The sequence below is a fragment of the Cognatishimia sp. MH4019 genome, from assembly GCF_020177595.1.
Lineage (GTDB): Bacteria > Pseudomonadota > Alphaproteobacteria > Rhodobacterales > Rhodobacteraceae > JAHTBL01.
Genome location: NZ_JAHTBL010000001.1, coordinates 16,285 through 34,799 on the forward strand (window position 1 = coordinate 16,285; position 18,515 = coordinate 34,799).

3 protein-coding genes are annotated in these 18,515 nt (G+C 59.7%); 2 read left to right on the plus strand and 1 reads right to left on the minus strand.

What is annotated here, in order from left to right; genetic code table 11:
* The first annotated feature begins 7 nt into the window (after positions 1-7).
* Positions 8-17,791, plus strand: a complete 17,784-nt coding sequence (locus tag KUW67_RS00080; RefSeq protein WP_224823227.1) for a leukotoxin LktA family filamentous adhesin — start codon at positions 8-10, stop codon at positions 17,789-17,791.
* A 54-nt stretch (positions 17,792-17,845) separates the two neighbouring features.
* On the opposite strand, the gene KUW67_RS00085 is transcribed toward KUW67_RS00080, so the two are convergent.
* Entirely contained in the window at positions 17,846-18,142 is a 297-nt protein-coding gene (locus KUW67_RS00085) for a hypothetical protein (RefSeq protein ID WP_224823228.1), read from the minus strand.
* A 160-nt stretch (positions 18,143-18,302) separates the two neighbouring features.
* On the opposite strand from KUW67_RS00085, the gene KUW67_RS00090 reads away from it, so the two are divergent.
* Entirely contained in the window at positions 18,303-18,488 is a 186-nt protein-coding gene (locus KUW67_RS00090) for a PLD nuclease N-terminal domain-containing protein (RefSeq protein ID WP_224823229.1), read from the plus strand.
* Positions 18,489-18,515 lie beyond the last annotated feature (27 nt).

An 18,515-nucleotide genomic window follows, 5' to 3' on the forward strand; every position in this document is an offset into this window, starting at 1 on the left:
CCCTTAAATGACTGACACCGCAACATTCACCCCAAAGCTGCGACGCATGCCGTCGCACGCCGCGCGTTTGCTCGCGGCCGGGGCTGTCGTTGCGGCGTCTTTTGCGGGGCAGGCCGATGCCCAGATGATCGTGACCGACGGGGTCTCCGCCACACTGGTGGACACTAACGGTAACATCACGGATATCACGACCTCCACTGTGCGGGACGGATCGGCCTTCAACACGTTCAGCAAGTTTGATGTGGATGCAGGCAAAACCGTCAATGTCTATCAGCCGGGCTCCGCGCAGCGAGTGATTAGCGTGGTGAATGGTTCTGCCGCGTCGATGATAAACGGCACGCTAAACGGCCATATTGGTATCCCCGGCGCGTCAACAATTGGTGGCAACCATTTCTTCGTAAACCCCAACGGATTTGTCGTAGGCGCAGGCGGTGTCATTAACGCGGGCAATCTGACGCTTTCGGCGTCCAGCCCCGATTTTGCCGAAGATCTGCGTGATTATGCGGGCGGTGGTGTGGTTGTCGGCACCAATCCGGTGACCGCTTTGCTGGCAGGCGAGGAATCCCTCACTGGCGGTGGCGATATCGAGGTTTACGGCCGGATCAACGCGCGCAAATTGGATTTGCGGGCTGGGGCGCGGATGGTGCTGAACGGCAATATCATCGTTCAGGAAAGCAATATTGCCCCTGCGTCTGGCACGATCAAGCCTGCCGTGAACCTCAAGGGGATGCCCGTCGCGGGCGGCGCAGTCCTTGAAGGCGGCAAGTTGCGCATCCTGTCCAAAGGCGACATGCAGCTGCGCGGGAAAATCACCGCAAAGCGCAATGGTTCTGGCGGGTTGGTTGAGGCGCAGACGGAAGGCAATCTGAATGTCTCTGCCTCGATTGATGTCGAGGGGCGCGGCAACGGCCCGCTGAATACTGACTCTGGCTCGGTTGTGCTCTTTGCCGAAGGCACTGCCGTGATCGAGCAAAGCACAAAGATCGAAGCACGTTCGGTTGCGGGCGATGCTGGCTTCTTCATGTTGACATCCGAAGGGGACGCAACCGTCTCTGGCAAGTTCGACATGGGCGTCGATGGCTCCGGCGATGTGGGCGAGATCGTCCTGCGCGGCCCAAATGTGACTGTCGACGGCACACTGAACACCTATGGCGGTGATATCGCGATTCAGGCGGCGCAAACCGATAATCCGGCGACGGTTACAGTCACGACGGGCAGCGTGATCAACACGCGCCAAGTGGCCGATACACAGCCGACAGCGACACCGCCTTTCACCGATGGCGATCCGGTCAATGACCCCCTGACCGGGGCGTCGGGCGATTTGTTGATCACCGGCAATGTGATCAACGTGCAAAGCGGGGCCACGCTGCAAGCCAGCGCGCCCGGTGCCGACCAAGGCGGGATGGTGGCACTTCTGGCCAGTGATCAGATCACCCGTGCCGTCTGGGCCATTGATGTGCCGACCTCGACCGCGACGATCAATATCGACAGGGCAGTGATCGATGGCGGTGCGATCATCGTGAACGCGGTCGCGCGCGCGACCAACACGATCGAAACGCTCGCTCAGGAAGAGGCGATGGCCGACAGCCCACAGACGGCTGAGGCTAAGCTGGAATCCTTCCTCGACGAGGCCGAGGTTCTGATTACCAACACATTCAACCGGACGGTTGATACAGTAAATCGTATTTTGCCGGTGCAGGTTGCGGTGCAGAATGCGACCGCGAAGGTGACGGTCACCAACAGCACATTGACGGCTGGTGGCAACTGGAAAAACGCCGATCAATTCGCCGATACCACCCAAAAAGCTGATCTGGCAGACAGTGGCGCCTTAACGGCAGCGGGACTGGGGCGCGAGCAGTTTACCTTCCTGAACGACCGCAACCCGCTTATTCCAAGCCCGTTGCCAACGCCTTTCGATCCGGTTGACGGGGTCGTCGATATCGCGGTGAATCTGCCATCCGCTTTCGAGGCAACAACCGACAGCATTCATATCCATTCGCATGCTGAAACGGTCGTCAATATCTCACCCGTCTCATTGGGTCTTGGCGTTGCCGTGTCGGTGACAGATACCGACAGCCGCACCAAGATCACCAACAGCGCTCTGACCGCGGCGACAGGCAATATCAACGTGCTCAGCACTGCCTCCGAGACCTCGTCGATCACGTTGAACCCCAAGAAAGCACCGGGCGCTGCACCATCTGCAATCAAGGATATTGCGCTTGGGATCATCGTGGCGAACCGGTCGCTGACAAACCAATTGAAGATTGGAGGCGGCTCGATCACTGCGACGGATGGCACGATCCGGGCTGCGGCTTTGACCGGCAAAAACCACGTTCAGTCGATCACGTCCAATGCGGGCAAGGACGGCAAGTTCGGCTTGGCGATTAACTTGGATATCAACACCTCGCTGACCGAAGCGGCGGTGGGAGGCACGATCACCGCGCGTAGCGGGTTCGATCAAGACGCCGAGACGCTCTATTTCGCCAAGAACCACACGACAGCTGCGACGATGGGGATTGGCTCTGTCGCGTCGGCGGCGCGAAAGAACAGTGCAGCCTATCAGCAGGCCCAGGCTTTCCAGAAGCAAATCCGCGGGAAATCAACGACTGGCAAGGCCCCGACATCCACCAAGGTGTCTTGGGGTGGCGGCGTTGCGATTGATCTGCAACTGGACAATGACCGCACCTACGCGTCCTTGGGCGGAAAGTACCGCGATCTGGACAATAACGAAACACTGACGGAAATCGGCCCGGCCATCGTTAACGTCTCCGCCGGGGCGGTTGATGTGAACGCGAGCACGCGCTTTGCCGCCCCGGTCGAGGGGGGCACGAAGCTGACCCGCAATGTCAGCGCAGCGATGGGTAAGCTTACGCAGTCGCTGAAAAAAGAAGCTCAGAAGAAGGGCATCTCCGAGGATCAGCTCAAAGGTGATTTCGAGAATGCTGTGATGATGACCGTGTCGGTCAGCTCGATGGTCGGTGACACACAGGTCGAGATTGGCGCAGGCGCTGATATTCAAAGCGCTGGTGCTGTCAATGTCGGCGCGCTGACGCGCTATCCGAATACAGATATTCCAGGCGATATCAGAGCCTTGTGGCTTGATTTTACCGATCAGGTGAGCGCGTATAGCCCGGTCGGTGTCCTGAACGACAATCCCGCTGATGACATTCCTCCAGCGCCGCCCGATCTGTTTGCGGTGCTGAATCCATTGGCTTATCTGACGACCGAGACAAAGACGAAAAGTGTCTCGCCCGGTGCCGGGAGCACAGATGGCAATACGGCGACGGATAACGGCAAACCCAAAGCCGAGGATCAGAAGCTCGCCATCGGTCTATCCGTCAACTACTTCTCGACCGATAACACCACGACAGCCGTTGTGCGCGATGGGGCCACGATCAATCTGCCCGCCGCTGATGTCGAGGTCACGGCCAAGTCCGAAGCGTTCTTTACTCATGTCTCGAACCTGCCCAAGTCGAACCCGCTGAGCGGGGGCGAGAAGGTCAATGATGCCGTCGGCGGGGCGATTGATCTGGCGCGCGCCAAGAACCTCACGACAGCCCTGATTGAAAACGGTGCCGATATCACCGCGCGTGATCTGAAGGTCGATGCGGAGACGAAGGTCACTCAAGGCACCTTGGCCTATTCCGGCGGCTCCTCGAGCAATATCGCCATTAACGGCGCGATTGCGGTCAACATTCAGGAAAGCACGACCCGCGCCCGGATTGGAGAGGCGGCAGACATCACCGCGCGTGACATTCGGGTCGAGGCGCATGACAAGTCGGTCAATTGGGGCCTGTCCGGCGCAATCTCAGGGTCCGAGAATACAGGCATCGGCGTCTCTGGTGTCGTGAACTTCGCCACGCGCGAGGTCTATGCTGGGATCGGTCCCGCAACCGGTGTCGCCGCTGTCACGCCGACAGCTGATCCATTCATCTCAGCGCGCAATGTCACGGTCTTTGCGGACAATCAGGCGCTTGATATCGCTGTTTCCGTCGCCGGGGCCAAGGTTGCTGGCGGCACGGCGGAAGAGCCGGAACCAGCCAATAACGAGAATAACGAAGATACGATTATTCCCAGCTGGCTGTTCTCGGATGACGAAGACGATGCGCTGCAAGACCAGAGCAATGTCGACACGCCGGAAGATCAGCAAGGTAACCGCCGCAAGACCGGGTGGAGCGTCGCTGGCGCGGCCTCGGTCAACCTTGCCTTGGGCAATAAGACAATTGCGGAGGTCGCGTCTCCGGGCACGATTGACCTGACGGGCAATCTTTATGTCGCCGCGCAAAACAGTGGCGTAGGTGTCACTGTTGGCGGTGCGGTTGCCGCAGGTTTGAACAAGACCCAAGACACAAATGCGCTGGCCGGGGCCTTTGCGGTGCATGTGGACACGCGCGAGGTACACGCGCGCATTCTGGACGCGACGATCACGGCGAACCGGGTTGACGTTTATGCTTATGATCGCGCGACCGTTGCCAATATCGCCGTGGGCGGGGCAGGCACCTCCAAAGGCAATGCGGCGGTTGCTGGATCGGTCGCGGTCGCGGTTCTCGATGGCGCGACCGAGGCAACGCTCAGCGGTACCATCACCAGTGTAACCGATACGATCGCGCGCAGCCGTGACGATTCCCTGACGATCGGCGTGGCCGGGGCTGTGTCGGTCAATATGTCGGCCAATAACGGGTATGGGGTCGGGCTTGGCGTGGCCGTGAATACGGTCAATCGCAGCGCGATCACGCGCATCCTTGCAGGCACGCAGATCACCACAAATGCGTTCAACGCGACCAGCGACGCCAATCAGGATATCTACGGCTTTGGCACCTCTGTCGGTGTCGGCAAGACAGGCTTTGCAGGCTCTGTTTCCGTCAACACAATCACCGGCGGCGCGAAGGTTCTGATCGGCGCCAGCACTGGCGCGCGCACGGCGATCAACGCGACCTCTGTCGCGGTGGCTGCGCGCGAGACCAACACGATCTTCTCGCTTGCAGGTGCGTTGTCCGGCGGGCGCGCGGCCGCGATTGGGGCTGCAATTTCCACGAATGTCATCGTGGCAGGCACCGAAGCGTCGCTTTTGCAGACCGATTTGCGCGAGCGTGATGCGGGTAACATGCTGGGGCTCGTCTCGGTCAACGCGGCCTCGTCGAGCGACATCCGCAGCTGGTCTGTCGCCGGTGCGGCCAGTGGTAATAAGGTTGCGGTTGGTGCGGCTCTGTCGGTCAATGTCATTACGGCAGACAGTTCGGTTGATCTGACCGGATTGAACATCGGCACCGCGGATACAATCACGCTGAGTGCTTTGAACGGTCGCAAAATTTTCGCGCTGGGTGGCGGCGTCGCTGGATCAGGTCGTGGCGCTGCTGGGTTTGCCGCCACGATCAACGTGATCTATGGCAACGACACGCTGGTGACGCTGAATAATGCGTCGGTCGACTCGCGCTCGAACGTGACTGCAACGGCCACTTCAAATGGTGAAATCAAATCTGCCGCCGTGGCGATCTCGGCCTCGGGCGACAAGGCCTCTGGTGGCGCGATCACAGTTAATGTGACCACTGCTAAGACCGGCATCTCTGCGAACAACGCCACCCTTGCAGGCGAGACAGGGATCATTCTGACCGCCACGGACAGTGCAGCGATTAACAGCCTGGCAGGTGGGGCCGCCTTTAGCGGCGGCAACGCCGTTGGCGCGGCGATTTCCGCGAATTTTATTGCCCATGAGGCATCAATTGTCTCCAACGCGGGTAGCTTCACGACGCTGAACGGCGATGTGACGGCCTCCGCCTCCAACACCGCGAAACTGAAAAGTGCCGCGATTGCGCTGGGCGCGTCGGGCAATAATGCGATCAGCGGCTCTATTGCGATTGGTGATATCGGCAATACCACCAAAGTCGCGCTGACCAATACCAGTATCGACGCGGGCACCGGGGCGGTGACACTCTCGACCAACAAAAGCTCCGAGATCGGGATCCTATCCGGTGGGGCTGCGGGCGGTGGCGGCAATGCGTTTGGCGTCGCGCTGACGGTTGCGACAATTCATGACGGTGTCACAAGTGATCTGGCTACGGCCAATACAGTCACGGCAGGCAATTTGGCCGTGACGGCGGCCAATAGTGCCAAGGTTGAGGCTTGGGCGGTTGCTGGGGCCGGTGGGGGCTCCAACGCGGGCGCAGGATCGCTGGTCTATACGCAAATTGGCCGCAAAACCGCCAGCGGGCCGACGGTCGATCCGATTTCCGGTGACACGGGGCAAGACCCGGTTGGTGACGCGCAAACCACGGTCAAGACAAGCCGCGACGATGGTGTGTCCGCCCTAAATACGGCGCTAGGCCGCAATGATCTGCAGATCAATCTGAACAGCGAAGACGTGACCCGCGCGCGGGTGCAATTGACTGATCCAAACGCATCTCTGGGTGATGTGACGATCACGGCGACGGATAGCTCGACCACGTCTTCGCGGGCGGGCGCGATTGCCATTGGTGGCAGCAATGGCGGGGGCGCGGCGCTGACCGTGAACCTGCTGCTTGGCACGACCGAGGCAGAGCTGCTTTTGCCAACTGTCACCAATCTGGCTGATGCCAATCAGATCGGAAAGATCGCCCTGAACACGACCCAAACCGGATCTATGAACACATGGGCCGTTGCGGGTGGCGGCGGCGGCACAATCGGCGGCTCGGGCTCTATCATCGTGAATGTGATGAACCGTCGCGCGGCTGCACGGATTGCATCGTCTGGCGCTGGGTCTGCGGTCAATACCGGGATCGAGGATGTCGCGGTCACGGTCACCCAAAGCGGTACGATTGATGCCTTTGCGGGTGCTGTCAGCGGGGGCGGCACAGGGGCGGCAGGTGGTGCGATTGCAGTGAACGTCATCTCGGATAATGCCGCAGCGGATATCGAAAACACGACCCTTGATCTGCGCGACAGCGCAGCGGTGGCAGCTAACCCCTTGGCGGGGGCGGGCGATGTGACGCTGACTGCCAATCAGACCTTCAACGTGAACGCCAACTCCGGCGCGGGTGCGGGCGCAGGCTCGGGTGCCTTTGCTGGCAGCTTCTCGGTCAATGTGGTGGACGGAGAGGTGCGCGCCAAGCAATCGGGCAACACGCTCTACGTCGGCGCGCTGACCCAACGCGCAAAGGCGACCAACACGCTGGGCGTGATCGCGGGCGCGGTGGCCGGTTCCGGTGGTGGGTCTGTTGGCGTGGGCATTGGCACGAACGTGTCCCGCTCGACAGTGACTGCAGAGGCGCTGGGTACGACCATGCGCGCGGGTGATGCTGTCCTCCTTGAGGCCGACGCCAATACCCGGATGAACAGCCTTGCCGCCGCAGGGGCCGTTGGCGCGGTGGGCGTGACGGGCACGGCGGTGGCCAATTCAGCTATTAACACAGTGCGCGCGCGGCTTTCCGGCGGATCGGATGTCGCGACCCGAGGCACAGCGATCCTTGATGCGCGCGCCAGCACGATTGTCGGGCTTCAAGGCGGAACAAACAGAACGCCGTCGATTAATATGAGCTTCGCGGGCGGCGGCACGGTGGGCGTCGGCGCGGCTGTGTCGGTGAACACGACCGAGAACGATGTCGCCGCGATCGTTGATGGCGATTCCTCCGTCACTGGTCTGGGGTATTCGACTGCCGTTCTGAACGGCGTGGCCCGCCGGGGTGTGGCGATCAACGCACAGGTCTCGGCCACGCAGAATATCGTGACGGCGAACGGGGCCGTCGGCGGCGTAGCTGGGGTCACGGCGCTTTTCGCGTTCAACAAGATCAGTGACAGAGCACGGGTTCTCATTGGTGGCGCGGGTGCGAATAATCGCGGCACGGTTAATGCCTTGACCCTTGCCAGCGCCATCACCGAGCTGGGGACAGGCACCGCAAATGCGGGTCAGGATGCCTATCTGCGCGCTGATATCTCGAACACGTTGGACAGCTTTGCGTTTACCGCTGCGATCGGGGCCAAGGCGGGTGCCGGGGCGGCCGCCAGCACCAGCTTTGTCGACAGTACAGCCGAGATCGCATTGACCAAATCGCGCGTCTACGCGCAGGACAAAGTGACCGTGGCGGCCCGCGCCAAGACCGATCTGGAGACCTATGTCGCCGGTGTTGGCGGCGGTTTTGTGGGCGTGTCAGCCAGTGCAAACGTGAACCGGATCGCCAGCCAGGCGCTGGTGTCTGTGCTGGGCTCTGACATTGACGCAGGCGGCGCAACCGGTGCGTCCGGCTCGAATGTCACGATCACCAGCGATGTGGACAATGACGCAACAACTTTTGTAGGCGGCGTGGCTGCCGGTGCGGTTGGTGCGGCAGGTGCCGCGCTGGTCAATCTCTTCGAAAGCAGCTCGTTCGTTACGGTGGCCGCGTCCGGCACCGAAAACTCGGCGATTACTGCAAGCGGCACCGCAACGCTGGATGCAACGACCGATCTGAACACCTCGGCCTTGGCGATTTCCGGCGCGGGCGGTGGCTTTGCCGGAGCCATTTCCGCCAATGTGACGTTGGCTGAGTCCAAAACAAAGGTTGAGGTTGGTGCAAATCAGGTCGTCCGTGCGACAGGCGCTGTGACCCTGAATGCCAATGAGGCAATCAATATCAGTGGCACTGTCGGCTCTGTCGCTGTGGGAGGGGTTAGCGTCGGGGCATCGCTCGATTACGCGCGCTTTGGCGGCTCGGTTCGGGTCGTCACCGGCAATGGCGCGCGGGTGCAGTCGCAAGGCAATGTCAATCTGTTGGCCAGCAGTTCCCGCGCTATCGGGTCGTCCGTGGTTGTGGGCTCTGTGGGTGGTTCGGCTTTGGCGGCAGCGGTCAGTCTGGCTTCGGTCGGTGCTACCGCGACCGACAGCGATGCGACAACGATGCTGGGCGATGTGAACAGCGAATTGAATGGCTCGCAGGATGGTACCAGCGGAAACGCGAGCAATGATCGCAGTTCAGCCGGAAAGCTGACTGCCTATGCCGGAGGCGCGGGATCAGCGAGTACCGTCAAGGCCGAGCGTCGCGGGATCAACGTTCTGGCAGGCGCATCTGCAGACCGGATCGCGGTAGAGATCGGCGGCGGAAGCCGGATCCTTGCTGGTCAAAACCTGACGACCACAGCCACAGCGACCACGTCGCTGAAGCAACTTGGCGGTGCGTTGTCTTTGAGTGCCTCTGCCGGTGTGGTGAGCGGCACGGTTGTGTCCAATGTCGGCACGACTGCGATTGTCAGCGTCGGCGCCGGGGCCAATGTTCTGGCGGACCGCACCATCACGATGACGGCAAGCACGGGCGGGATCAGCGGCCGCGATAGCGGCAACGTCATTACGGCGGATGCAGCAACGGTGGGGGCCTCTGCCGGGATTGCCGCTGGCGTTGGTGTTGTGACCGCCAAGCTGAGTGGCAGAGCTGAGGTCAGCCTTGCCAATACCGCGACCGTGGGCGGCAACTCGCAAACCTTGGCCAATGCTTTGAACATCAATGCCACCCGCAGCGACACGGTCGATGCAGAGGTCTACAATCTCACGCTTGGCTTAGTCGGGGGTGTCGGCGCTGCAGTGGTCACGGCAGAGAACACAGGCGTTGCGCGGGTCCGTATCGGCACCACTGCGGCCACACCCGCCAATGTCTTCGCGCTGAACCTGAGCGCTTTGGCGCAGGATACGGGGCGTGTAAAAGCGAAGGCCGTCGGCTCCACCGGTGGGATCGGGATCGCTTTGAACGGCGTGGTCTCAACCGCGCGCAACAATGCCAGAACAGAGGTGTTGTTCAACGGTGCCAATATCGCGGCCACTAACATTACCGTCACCAACGACAACCGCGCCCGGTCCGAGGCAACTGCGACCGGCGTTGCGGTGGGCGCGGTGGCTGTCGGCGCCTCTGTTGCGCGCAGCTCGACAAATGCTACCGCGTTGACGCAGGTAAACGGCAATATCATCGCCTCCAATATCAGCTTTGTGACTAAGGTTAGCGACGCGTCGGGCCGCAATTCCTATGCCAGTGCGAAATCGACCGCAGGGGGTTTCCTGTCGGGCAGCGGCGCGGATGCGCGGTCTTATCTGAACTACAACGTGCTGACCGAAGTCGGGGGCAACATCGCCGCCAGCAATACTCTGACCATTCTCAGCGATGCCGCAGGAGCAAGTGCGCAGTCGGATGCCAGCGGCAAGCTGGGCGGTGCCGTTGCGATTGGTGTCGTGATTTCCCACGCAGGGCAGGGCGGTAGCGGCAACCCGATCAGTGGGGCCAATGTCACAACGCGCATCAAGGACTTCGCGACGATCTATGCGGGCGGCGTTGGCCGGATCGAGGCGTCCAATTCTCCGGATATTCAGGCTTACTCCGAGGCCGGTTCGGGTGGTGTCCTGTCGGGCTCCGGGTCCGAGGGGCGTCTGACGCTGAACAGTGTCACCCTGACCGAGATCGGACGCCGCGGCACCACCAGCACGGGCGACGCCATGGGGGTCATGGCCGATGATCTGACGATCTCGGCCGCGCATCGCGCTGATTTGCAAGGCAAGGTCGACAGCTCGAACGCCAGCCTCGTGGGCGCGTCGGGCGCGGATTACCGGACACGGGCCGATGCGAAGGTGGACCTGATCTTCAAAAGCAATTCACTTGTGCAAGCAGGAGAGATCAACATCTCTGGCGTGAATGCCATCAAACGTCCGCGCAATGGCTGGAATGTCCAGTCCGGCTCGGGCGGCGCGCTGGATGTGGCGGCGATGGTGTCGAAAGTGGATGTCTACGCGGACATGAACATGACCTTTGCAAATGGCGCGAAGGTTCAGCAGGTTTCGCGCGCCAGTGACAACCGCCCGTTCGCCATGGGCCTCTTTACCGATATCGAGCTGATTGACCGCCAGCGTCTGGACAGTGGTGGCGCAATTGCCATTCCGATCGGCAACAGCGACGTAATCGTGCATCGCAACAACGCGATCATCACGATCAATAATGCCGATATCCTCGCCACCGGCGATCTGACGATCTATTCGGGCGGCGATGCCAATTTGTTGTCCGAAGTAGATACCAAATCCTACGGTCTGGCGGGGGCTGCATCTTCGCTAACGGATGCCGATTACAACGCCGATCATTCAATCTTGATCCGGGCCGGTGCGAAGGTGGAGTCGCTGGGCAATGTGACGATCAAGTCGGGCCATGGCCGCAACGGTCAGCAAACCATCAAGGTCAACGCCGAAAGCCGCGTCTACAACAAGACCGCGATCCCGATCAAAACGCGCCCCAATGCCGACGCGTTCTCGAATGTGAAAACCCAGGTGAATGTCGCCGCCGGGGCTGAGGTTCTGGCCGTGCGCGATGTGAACATCTTTGCCGAGGCCGGTAATCAGACTGTGCGCGGTTACGGGCGCGGCAAGGATTTCTACCGCGAGATCCTTGCAGCCATTGGCAGCTTCTTCTCGAACCTTGTGGGTGGCGGTGATCTGAGCCTCGATATCATCACCGGAAGCTCCACCAAGACCCAAGACAATGGCATCGTGGTCAACGGTCTGGTGCGCGCGGGCTCGCGCAACCAGCAGGTGCTGTATCTCGATGCGGGCAACAACCTGCGCAACGACGTGCTGGGCTTCAGCAATGATCTGGCGCAGGACATCACCTATACGATCACGCCGAACGTCAACGCGGCGGCGCAATTGCAGCAGCGGATTGATCTGATCCAAAGCTGGCTGGACAATACGGGTCTAAACAAGGACCCAGAAGCCGTCGCCGCTTGGAACTCGGAAATTTCGCAGTTGCGCATCCGTCAGGCAGCTGCGGCCTCCGAGGTTGGTGACAAGATTTCGCTGGGTCCGATCCTGGCGGTGGAAGGCAATATCAACCTGCGGTCCGACTATGTGAAAGGCGCGGCCACCGGATTGTTGAAAGCACCGGGTGATGCGCTGGTGAAGGTTTGGATCCGCTCGGACAGCTTCCTTGAAGTGGGCGACATCACGATCCCCACCGCCGAGGGCGGTATCATTCGCTATAACGATACGGTTGTGAGCACGCCCGACGACATCAAGGCGCTTTCGACCCGTAAGACCGGACCGTTCGACTTCAAGATGGAATCCGCCGCCAGCAGTGATAGCCCATTGATCGAGGTCGTGACCTTTGGCGAAAACCTTGGCACGCTGACGGTTGAAGGCGATCTGCTGAACCGGCGCGGTACGATCCGGTTGCGGTCGAACTTTGGTGATCTGGATGTTCGCGGCGACGTCAGCGGACTGGATGTTGACCTTTACGCGGGCCGCGACTTTATCTTTGGCTATATTCCAGGTGTGCGAAACTCAGGCGGTGACCCGCTGGCCACCTATGGCAACCAGTTTGCGTTCCGCGAGTGGTTGTATCGGAACACCACCGAATTGGGCGGCTCCATCCGAAATATCGGCGGTGGGTTTGGCCCGTTTGGAGTAGCGACCGTCAAGCAGCAGCCCAGCACGTCAAGCATTGTGGCTGGGCGAAATGTCTACATCACGGCTGACATGATTAACATCAACGGCCTGATTCAGGCCGGTCGGGGCAGCTATAACGTCAAGCTGGCAGCAGCGCTTGATACCGAGATTGCAGGCATCCGGAACACTAAGACCACTGGTCTGACAACACTTTACAATCCGGCAGAGCCCTTCGTGCCGGGTGTCACCTATCGCAGCCCACATATCAGCGGCGACACTTTCGTGAAGTTCAACCACGAGACCCAGAAGGTCGAAATCTCGCCGATGATCGTGCAGGGCGGCAATATCAACATCGTCGGCAAGGTCATCTCGACCGGTTCGGGTATTCTGCGCGCCCTTGATGGCTTTGGATCGGTCATCGTAGATTCCGATATCCTAACCGATGTCGTGATCAAGCGCGTTGACTTGGGCACCTCGGATATTGTGGGCGCAGGTCTGGAAGGCACAGTGCGGATCACCGACACGTCCAAACTGCGCAATGGCAATATCAATGACCCTGAACCGTTCCTGACGACCGAGTATCGCCGCATCGGCACGCAATTGCAGGAATGGAATACGGCGACGTTCGACATCGTGACAGATGTCTATGCGACGACCGACCCCGTGACGGGGGTTGTCGATCCCGAGGGCCTCAAGATTGATCGCGTCGTGCCGACAAACCTCGTCAACGTGTCTACCGCTGCGTCTGGTCGCGTGGGCACCTATAACCCGGTGGCCAACCGCGATCTGATCTATGTGAAAGCCGAAGAGACGGTCAAAGAGCAGGACATCACCAAGTGGACCTTCTACATCTTCAACGACAATAAGATTTGGGAGGCCACGGCGACCAAGCCTGAGGAAGTCGCCTCGCGCAGTGATATCACGTCTGACCTCGGTCTTGCTCCCTATCTTGGCAGCACCCTTCGCGATGGGGCCAATAATCCTTATGACTATTTCTACGCTTTTGAGTCTCGGCGCGTCTCATTTAATGTCAAAGAAGAGGTGACCAAAGTCACGAATGTTGGTGGTCTTGGCTTCATTGGCGGTTGGGTCGCAGAGCAACGTCTGCGCACAACGACAACCCGGCAACTTTATAAGCACCGCCTCAAAGCAGATTACGGCATCCGCATCGAATTTGACGGGCGCGACACGGGCTTTCTGGATCTTAAGAGCAAAGGCAACCTGATCCTGTCGGACACAGTGTTGAATCAGTCCGGGACCAGCACCTTCACCTCGGCACAGCGGTCTGTTCAGACGGCGTCCAAGCAGGTGCGGATCAACACCGCCACGACAACGATCACGGCGGATGACTATATCAACGGTCTTGAAGGCGCGTTCCGTCTCGATCAGGTGGATGGCACATCCCTGACCGCCAGCGCTAATTTTGGCATAGATATCAGAGAAATGTCGGGCGACATGAATGTAAGTTCCGTCTCGGCTCTTTTGCCTGTCGTGACAGATGGAACGGCTATTCTGGGTAAGGTGAAGTTGCAGGCTGAGGGCAGCATCCTGAACGCCAGCGCCGGGACAGCCGTTTCGGGCAGCTCGATTGATCTGCTGGCGGAGTCCGGCACAATCGGTACCGATGCGAAGGCTCTGACCATTGATACGCAAGGGGGCCGTTTGGTCGCCAAGGCCAATGGCAATGCCGCGATCACGGAAGTTGCGGGCGATCTGCTGCTGAACCGTGTCGAAAGTCAAACCGGCAATGTCACTCTGCGCGTGCCGGATGGCAGCGTGCTGGACAGCAACGACATCGAACAGCGCGACATCAAGACTGAGGCTGAGTTGTTCAATCTTTGGGAAACGGAACTGGGCCTCTATGGCGCTGGTCTGACAGCCCGGGGAGACGCACAGGTTGCGGCCCTCAAAGCGGAACGCGAGCGGGAGTTCACTGCGTATTGGGATGCGCGTCAGGCTGCTGGCGGTGCTGAGGTGACATTCACGTTGGATGCTGCCACCGAGGCCTCGTTGCTGTCGGATACAACGCTGGATGACGGCACAGTCGTTGAAGGCTGGAGCCAGGCACAACTGGACGCCTACAAAGCCGAGCGTGAGGCGCTTTATACCAAATGGAACGGTGACTACCTCGTCTGGGATGTGAGCGCCCCACCGTCGCGCACAATCGACTACACTCCTGACGTCGCTGAAATTGCCGCGATCAAAGATGGGATCGAGTTCACGCAAGAACAGTTGCAGCGCTCGATCCGTGACAGCCTCGTGCGTCAGACAGCCGATACGCAAATTCGGATCGAGGATCCTAATGTCATCGCGCTTGGCGACATCACAATTGAGGCCCGCGACAGCGTGGGTGAGCTTCTGGATCCATACGTCCTGACCAAGAAGGCCGATGGCGATCTGACCGCAGAAGATTTGCGCCGTATTTCGGCGGCAGATGCGGCTGATATCGTTGTGGATACCGCCAACGACGAAGTGCGCATCACTCAGCGCGACGATGTGAATTTTGCGTTCAGCGGCGTTGATGCAGATGGTCGCGCCTCTGGTAAGTTGCGCATCAAGACCGACAGCGCCGAGATTTTCCTTGGCTCGGAAGGGGCTGCGCAGATTGCGACGGTCGATTCCGCGACAGATGTCCAGATCAAGACCGATGGCCTGATGTCGCAAGCCCAAGACGGAACATGGGCTGTGCGCGGCTCTGCGATCCTGCTGGAAAGCGGCAATCAGGACAACCCGCTGGATAATCCATCCATCGGTGAGGCCAGCGCTCCGCTGACGGTCAATGTACGTCCGGGTGGCAGCGTGACGGCGCGGGCGGGCAAGGACCTGTTCCTGAGCGCCCCCGTCGGGGATCTACCGCTGGCCAGTGTCTTTGCTGCCGACAATGCTGTGCTGACCTCCGTCGGGGCGATTACCGATACAATTGGCGCAGACGTGGCGCGGATCATTGCGGATGACATCACTCTGGATGGTGAGACCATCGCCACCAACACTGCGCAGCTTGGCCTGACGATCAATGACGCAACCAATGGTCGTGTGCGCATCACCTCGGTCGGTGACAGCTTCGTCAAAGCCCATGGCGTGCTGCCGCTGGAGGCCGTGCGCATCGGCAAAGGGGGGCGCCTTGTTGCGACCGAACGCGCGTCGCTACATGGTGCGGATACGGTTCAGTTTGGGACCACAGCAACCCTCAAGCTGGAGTTTGCCAAGGGTCTGGGCAACACCGCATCGACTGGCACGGATATTACCGGCGGCACGCTTGACGTGACCTCAGGCGGGGCCTTTGGCACAGCAGCCAAGCCGCTGACAACTGGTCTGACCCAGCTTAGCTACGGCTTCACAGGCACTGATCCAACGCCGCTTTATGTCGAAGAAACGGACGATCTGCGGGTTGAAACCGTGACCCAAGGCACAAATGCGGGGTCTCAAACATTTATTGAAGCAGCGGGCGATATGTCTGTTGGCACAATTACCAGCGGAGCCGAAGTCCGCCTGAAAGCGCGCAACATCACCGAGGCCCGCGTCACCGGCACGCGGGTTCAGTTGAACGCCGCAGAGAGCCTTGGCGTGCTGTCTGCGCTCAACATCACCTCAGATCGCTTCTTTGCTGAGGCAATCGCGGGCGACGCATGGCTGCAACTGACGGGCCGGGCGACGGAGATTGAAGAGATTGACGTTCAAGGTGCGGGCAAGACGCTCCGTTTGACGGCCGATATCCCAGTGACGCTGCTGGCAGGTCCGGGCATCCAGACCAACGCGGGTGACATGACGCTGGTGACAAAAGACGTGACTGCGCGTGCGGATATTAACAGCACCGGAGGCAATGTTGATCTGCAGACCACAGGTGATTTCACGCAAGTGGCAGACACCAAGCTGTCGTCGGGTGCAGGCACTCTGAAAGCAACAATCAGTGATGATCTTGTCGTCGGCACGTTCGAAAGCCTGAATGCGACCGCGACGGCGTTTGATCTGACCGTTGGCGGCACTGTGTTCCGCGCGCCCAATTCAAATGAGATCAACCTTGTGGCCAATTCGGTCGGCTCTCAGACCAAACTCGACTTCGGTGCGGTTGATCCGGTCGGCCCCGAAGGATTGCGGACAGCGTTAAATGACCTGACCGCGCTCGTGCGCACGGGGGATCTGCACTTCAAGGAAGAGGACGGCGCGCGTCTGCGGGACATCAAAGCCACCGGTGGCGCGATTGATATCTTTGCAGGTGGTGATCTGACGCTGAACACTCTGGAAGCTGGCCCCGGTGCGGCGATGACGATCTCGTCTGACGGGTCGATCAAAGGCACGGGCACGACGCTGTCGGGGGGGGGTGTACGCCTCTTTGCATTCGGTGGCGCGCTCACTGGCGAGACAGGCGACACGTTCACGGGCGATACCGCGTCCGGTGTCACGACCTACTTCGTAGCCCGCGATGATCTGCGCTACACCGAGCTTGCTGGCGATCTGCGCACCGGCTTTGCGCTGAGCGACCGGGGCAATCTGGAACTCAAGACGGTCAGCGGCACACTCACGACCGGCATTCTGGGCGCGACCGGCGCTGTGACACTCACCGCAAATGGGGATCTGAACGTCAATGTCATTGGCCGGGTGCAGGTTGATCTAGCGGACGAGGATGCCCTGCAGCTCATCAATCCTGAGCGTTATGGCCGCCGTCTGGCCCGCTCTCCGCGTGCTGTGACACTGACGGCACGCCCGACAAATGCGACCATCACCGCAGGGCTGATCAACGTCAAACGCAACTTGACCCTGCGGGCCGATCAGATGGACGTCTACGCCTATGATGCGACGGCCAAGGACGGGCTACGCGCAGTTGTCGAAGATCCCAATGGCAGCTTTGCCGAGAACGTCGATATCCGCTTTATCGGCGATGGCCCGGTTCTCTTTTTTGCTGATCCGTTTGCCTCTGTCCGCCCGCGCGTCGCAGGCCGCTTGGCCAAAACTTCCTCCAGCACCGTGACGCTGACGCGCGCGCGTCTGGGCGCGCCCAGCGATCTGGACAACCAGATCACCCATGCCGGTCCGCGCTTCGTCGGCAAGAACATCATCATCAATGGCGATATGCGGTTCCGTCAGCGCAGCTTTGATCTATTCGCGCACACGGTATTCCGCAGCACATCCACGATTGATGACACGCAGATTTTTGCGGTGAACGGTGGACGTCTGAGCTTCGATATCGAAGACGAGATCACGCTGATCACGAAGGATACGCTGCAGCTGAACCGCAAGCTGGGCGGTGTTGATCTAAACGGCGGGCAAGGATTTGTGTATGAAGTCGGGGTGGAAACGGGCATCAAAGCGGATCCGTTTATTCGCGATCGCCGAGCACCTGGTACAACCGGCTTTATTTTCAATGACGACAGCGATGAGCTGTTCGGTCTTGATGAGGAAGTTATCAAACTGCCCTTGATCGTGGCATCCTTGCCGTAAACAAGAAAGGCCCCGGACATACCGGGGCCTTTGCTCATACGTTACTCAGATCGCTTAGTTCGTCGCGGTGTCACCTTCGGGAGGTGTCACCTCAAGACCGGGAACGCTGATCGTCTCTTCATTGCTGCTGACTTCTACGTCTACATCAGGCACATCGACAGTCACTTGCTCTTCGGTCAACGAGATCGAACCAGTTTCGGCGGTGAATTCGGGCAGATTGCCCCCCTCGACATTCACATCAACGTCCGGGAGGCGTGTTTCCTCGGTCTGGTCGATATCCACCATGTAGATGCCACCGGCGACAACCAACGCCGCCACGACGAGACCTGTTGCTGCAAGACCCTTGTTCATATTCTTTCTCCTTAGACGTTTTGATGCCCAAATTTGGGCGGCTCGAGGCACAAACTGAGAGACCGCGAAAAAAGTTCCGAAACGATTGTTCAAGGCGATCCGGGAACTCTGGAGCGGTTGCGCGAGTTAAGTTGGCAATCGATCACAACGGAGCAAAACAATGGAATATGGTATTCTGGGCCTGCTGGTCCTCATCGCAAACATCTACGCAATCATCCAGATCTTTTCGTCTGGCGCATCGACCGGAGCCAAAGTGATTTGGACGCTGGTCATCCTGATCCTGCCGGTCGTGGGCTTCATCGCCTGGCTTGTGGCAGGCCCCAAATCGAGCGCCGCCACCGTCTAAGGTTGGTATGATTTTTTCAGAAAAAGC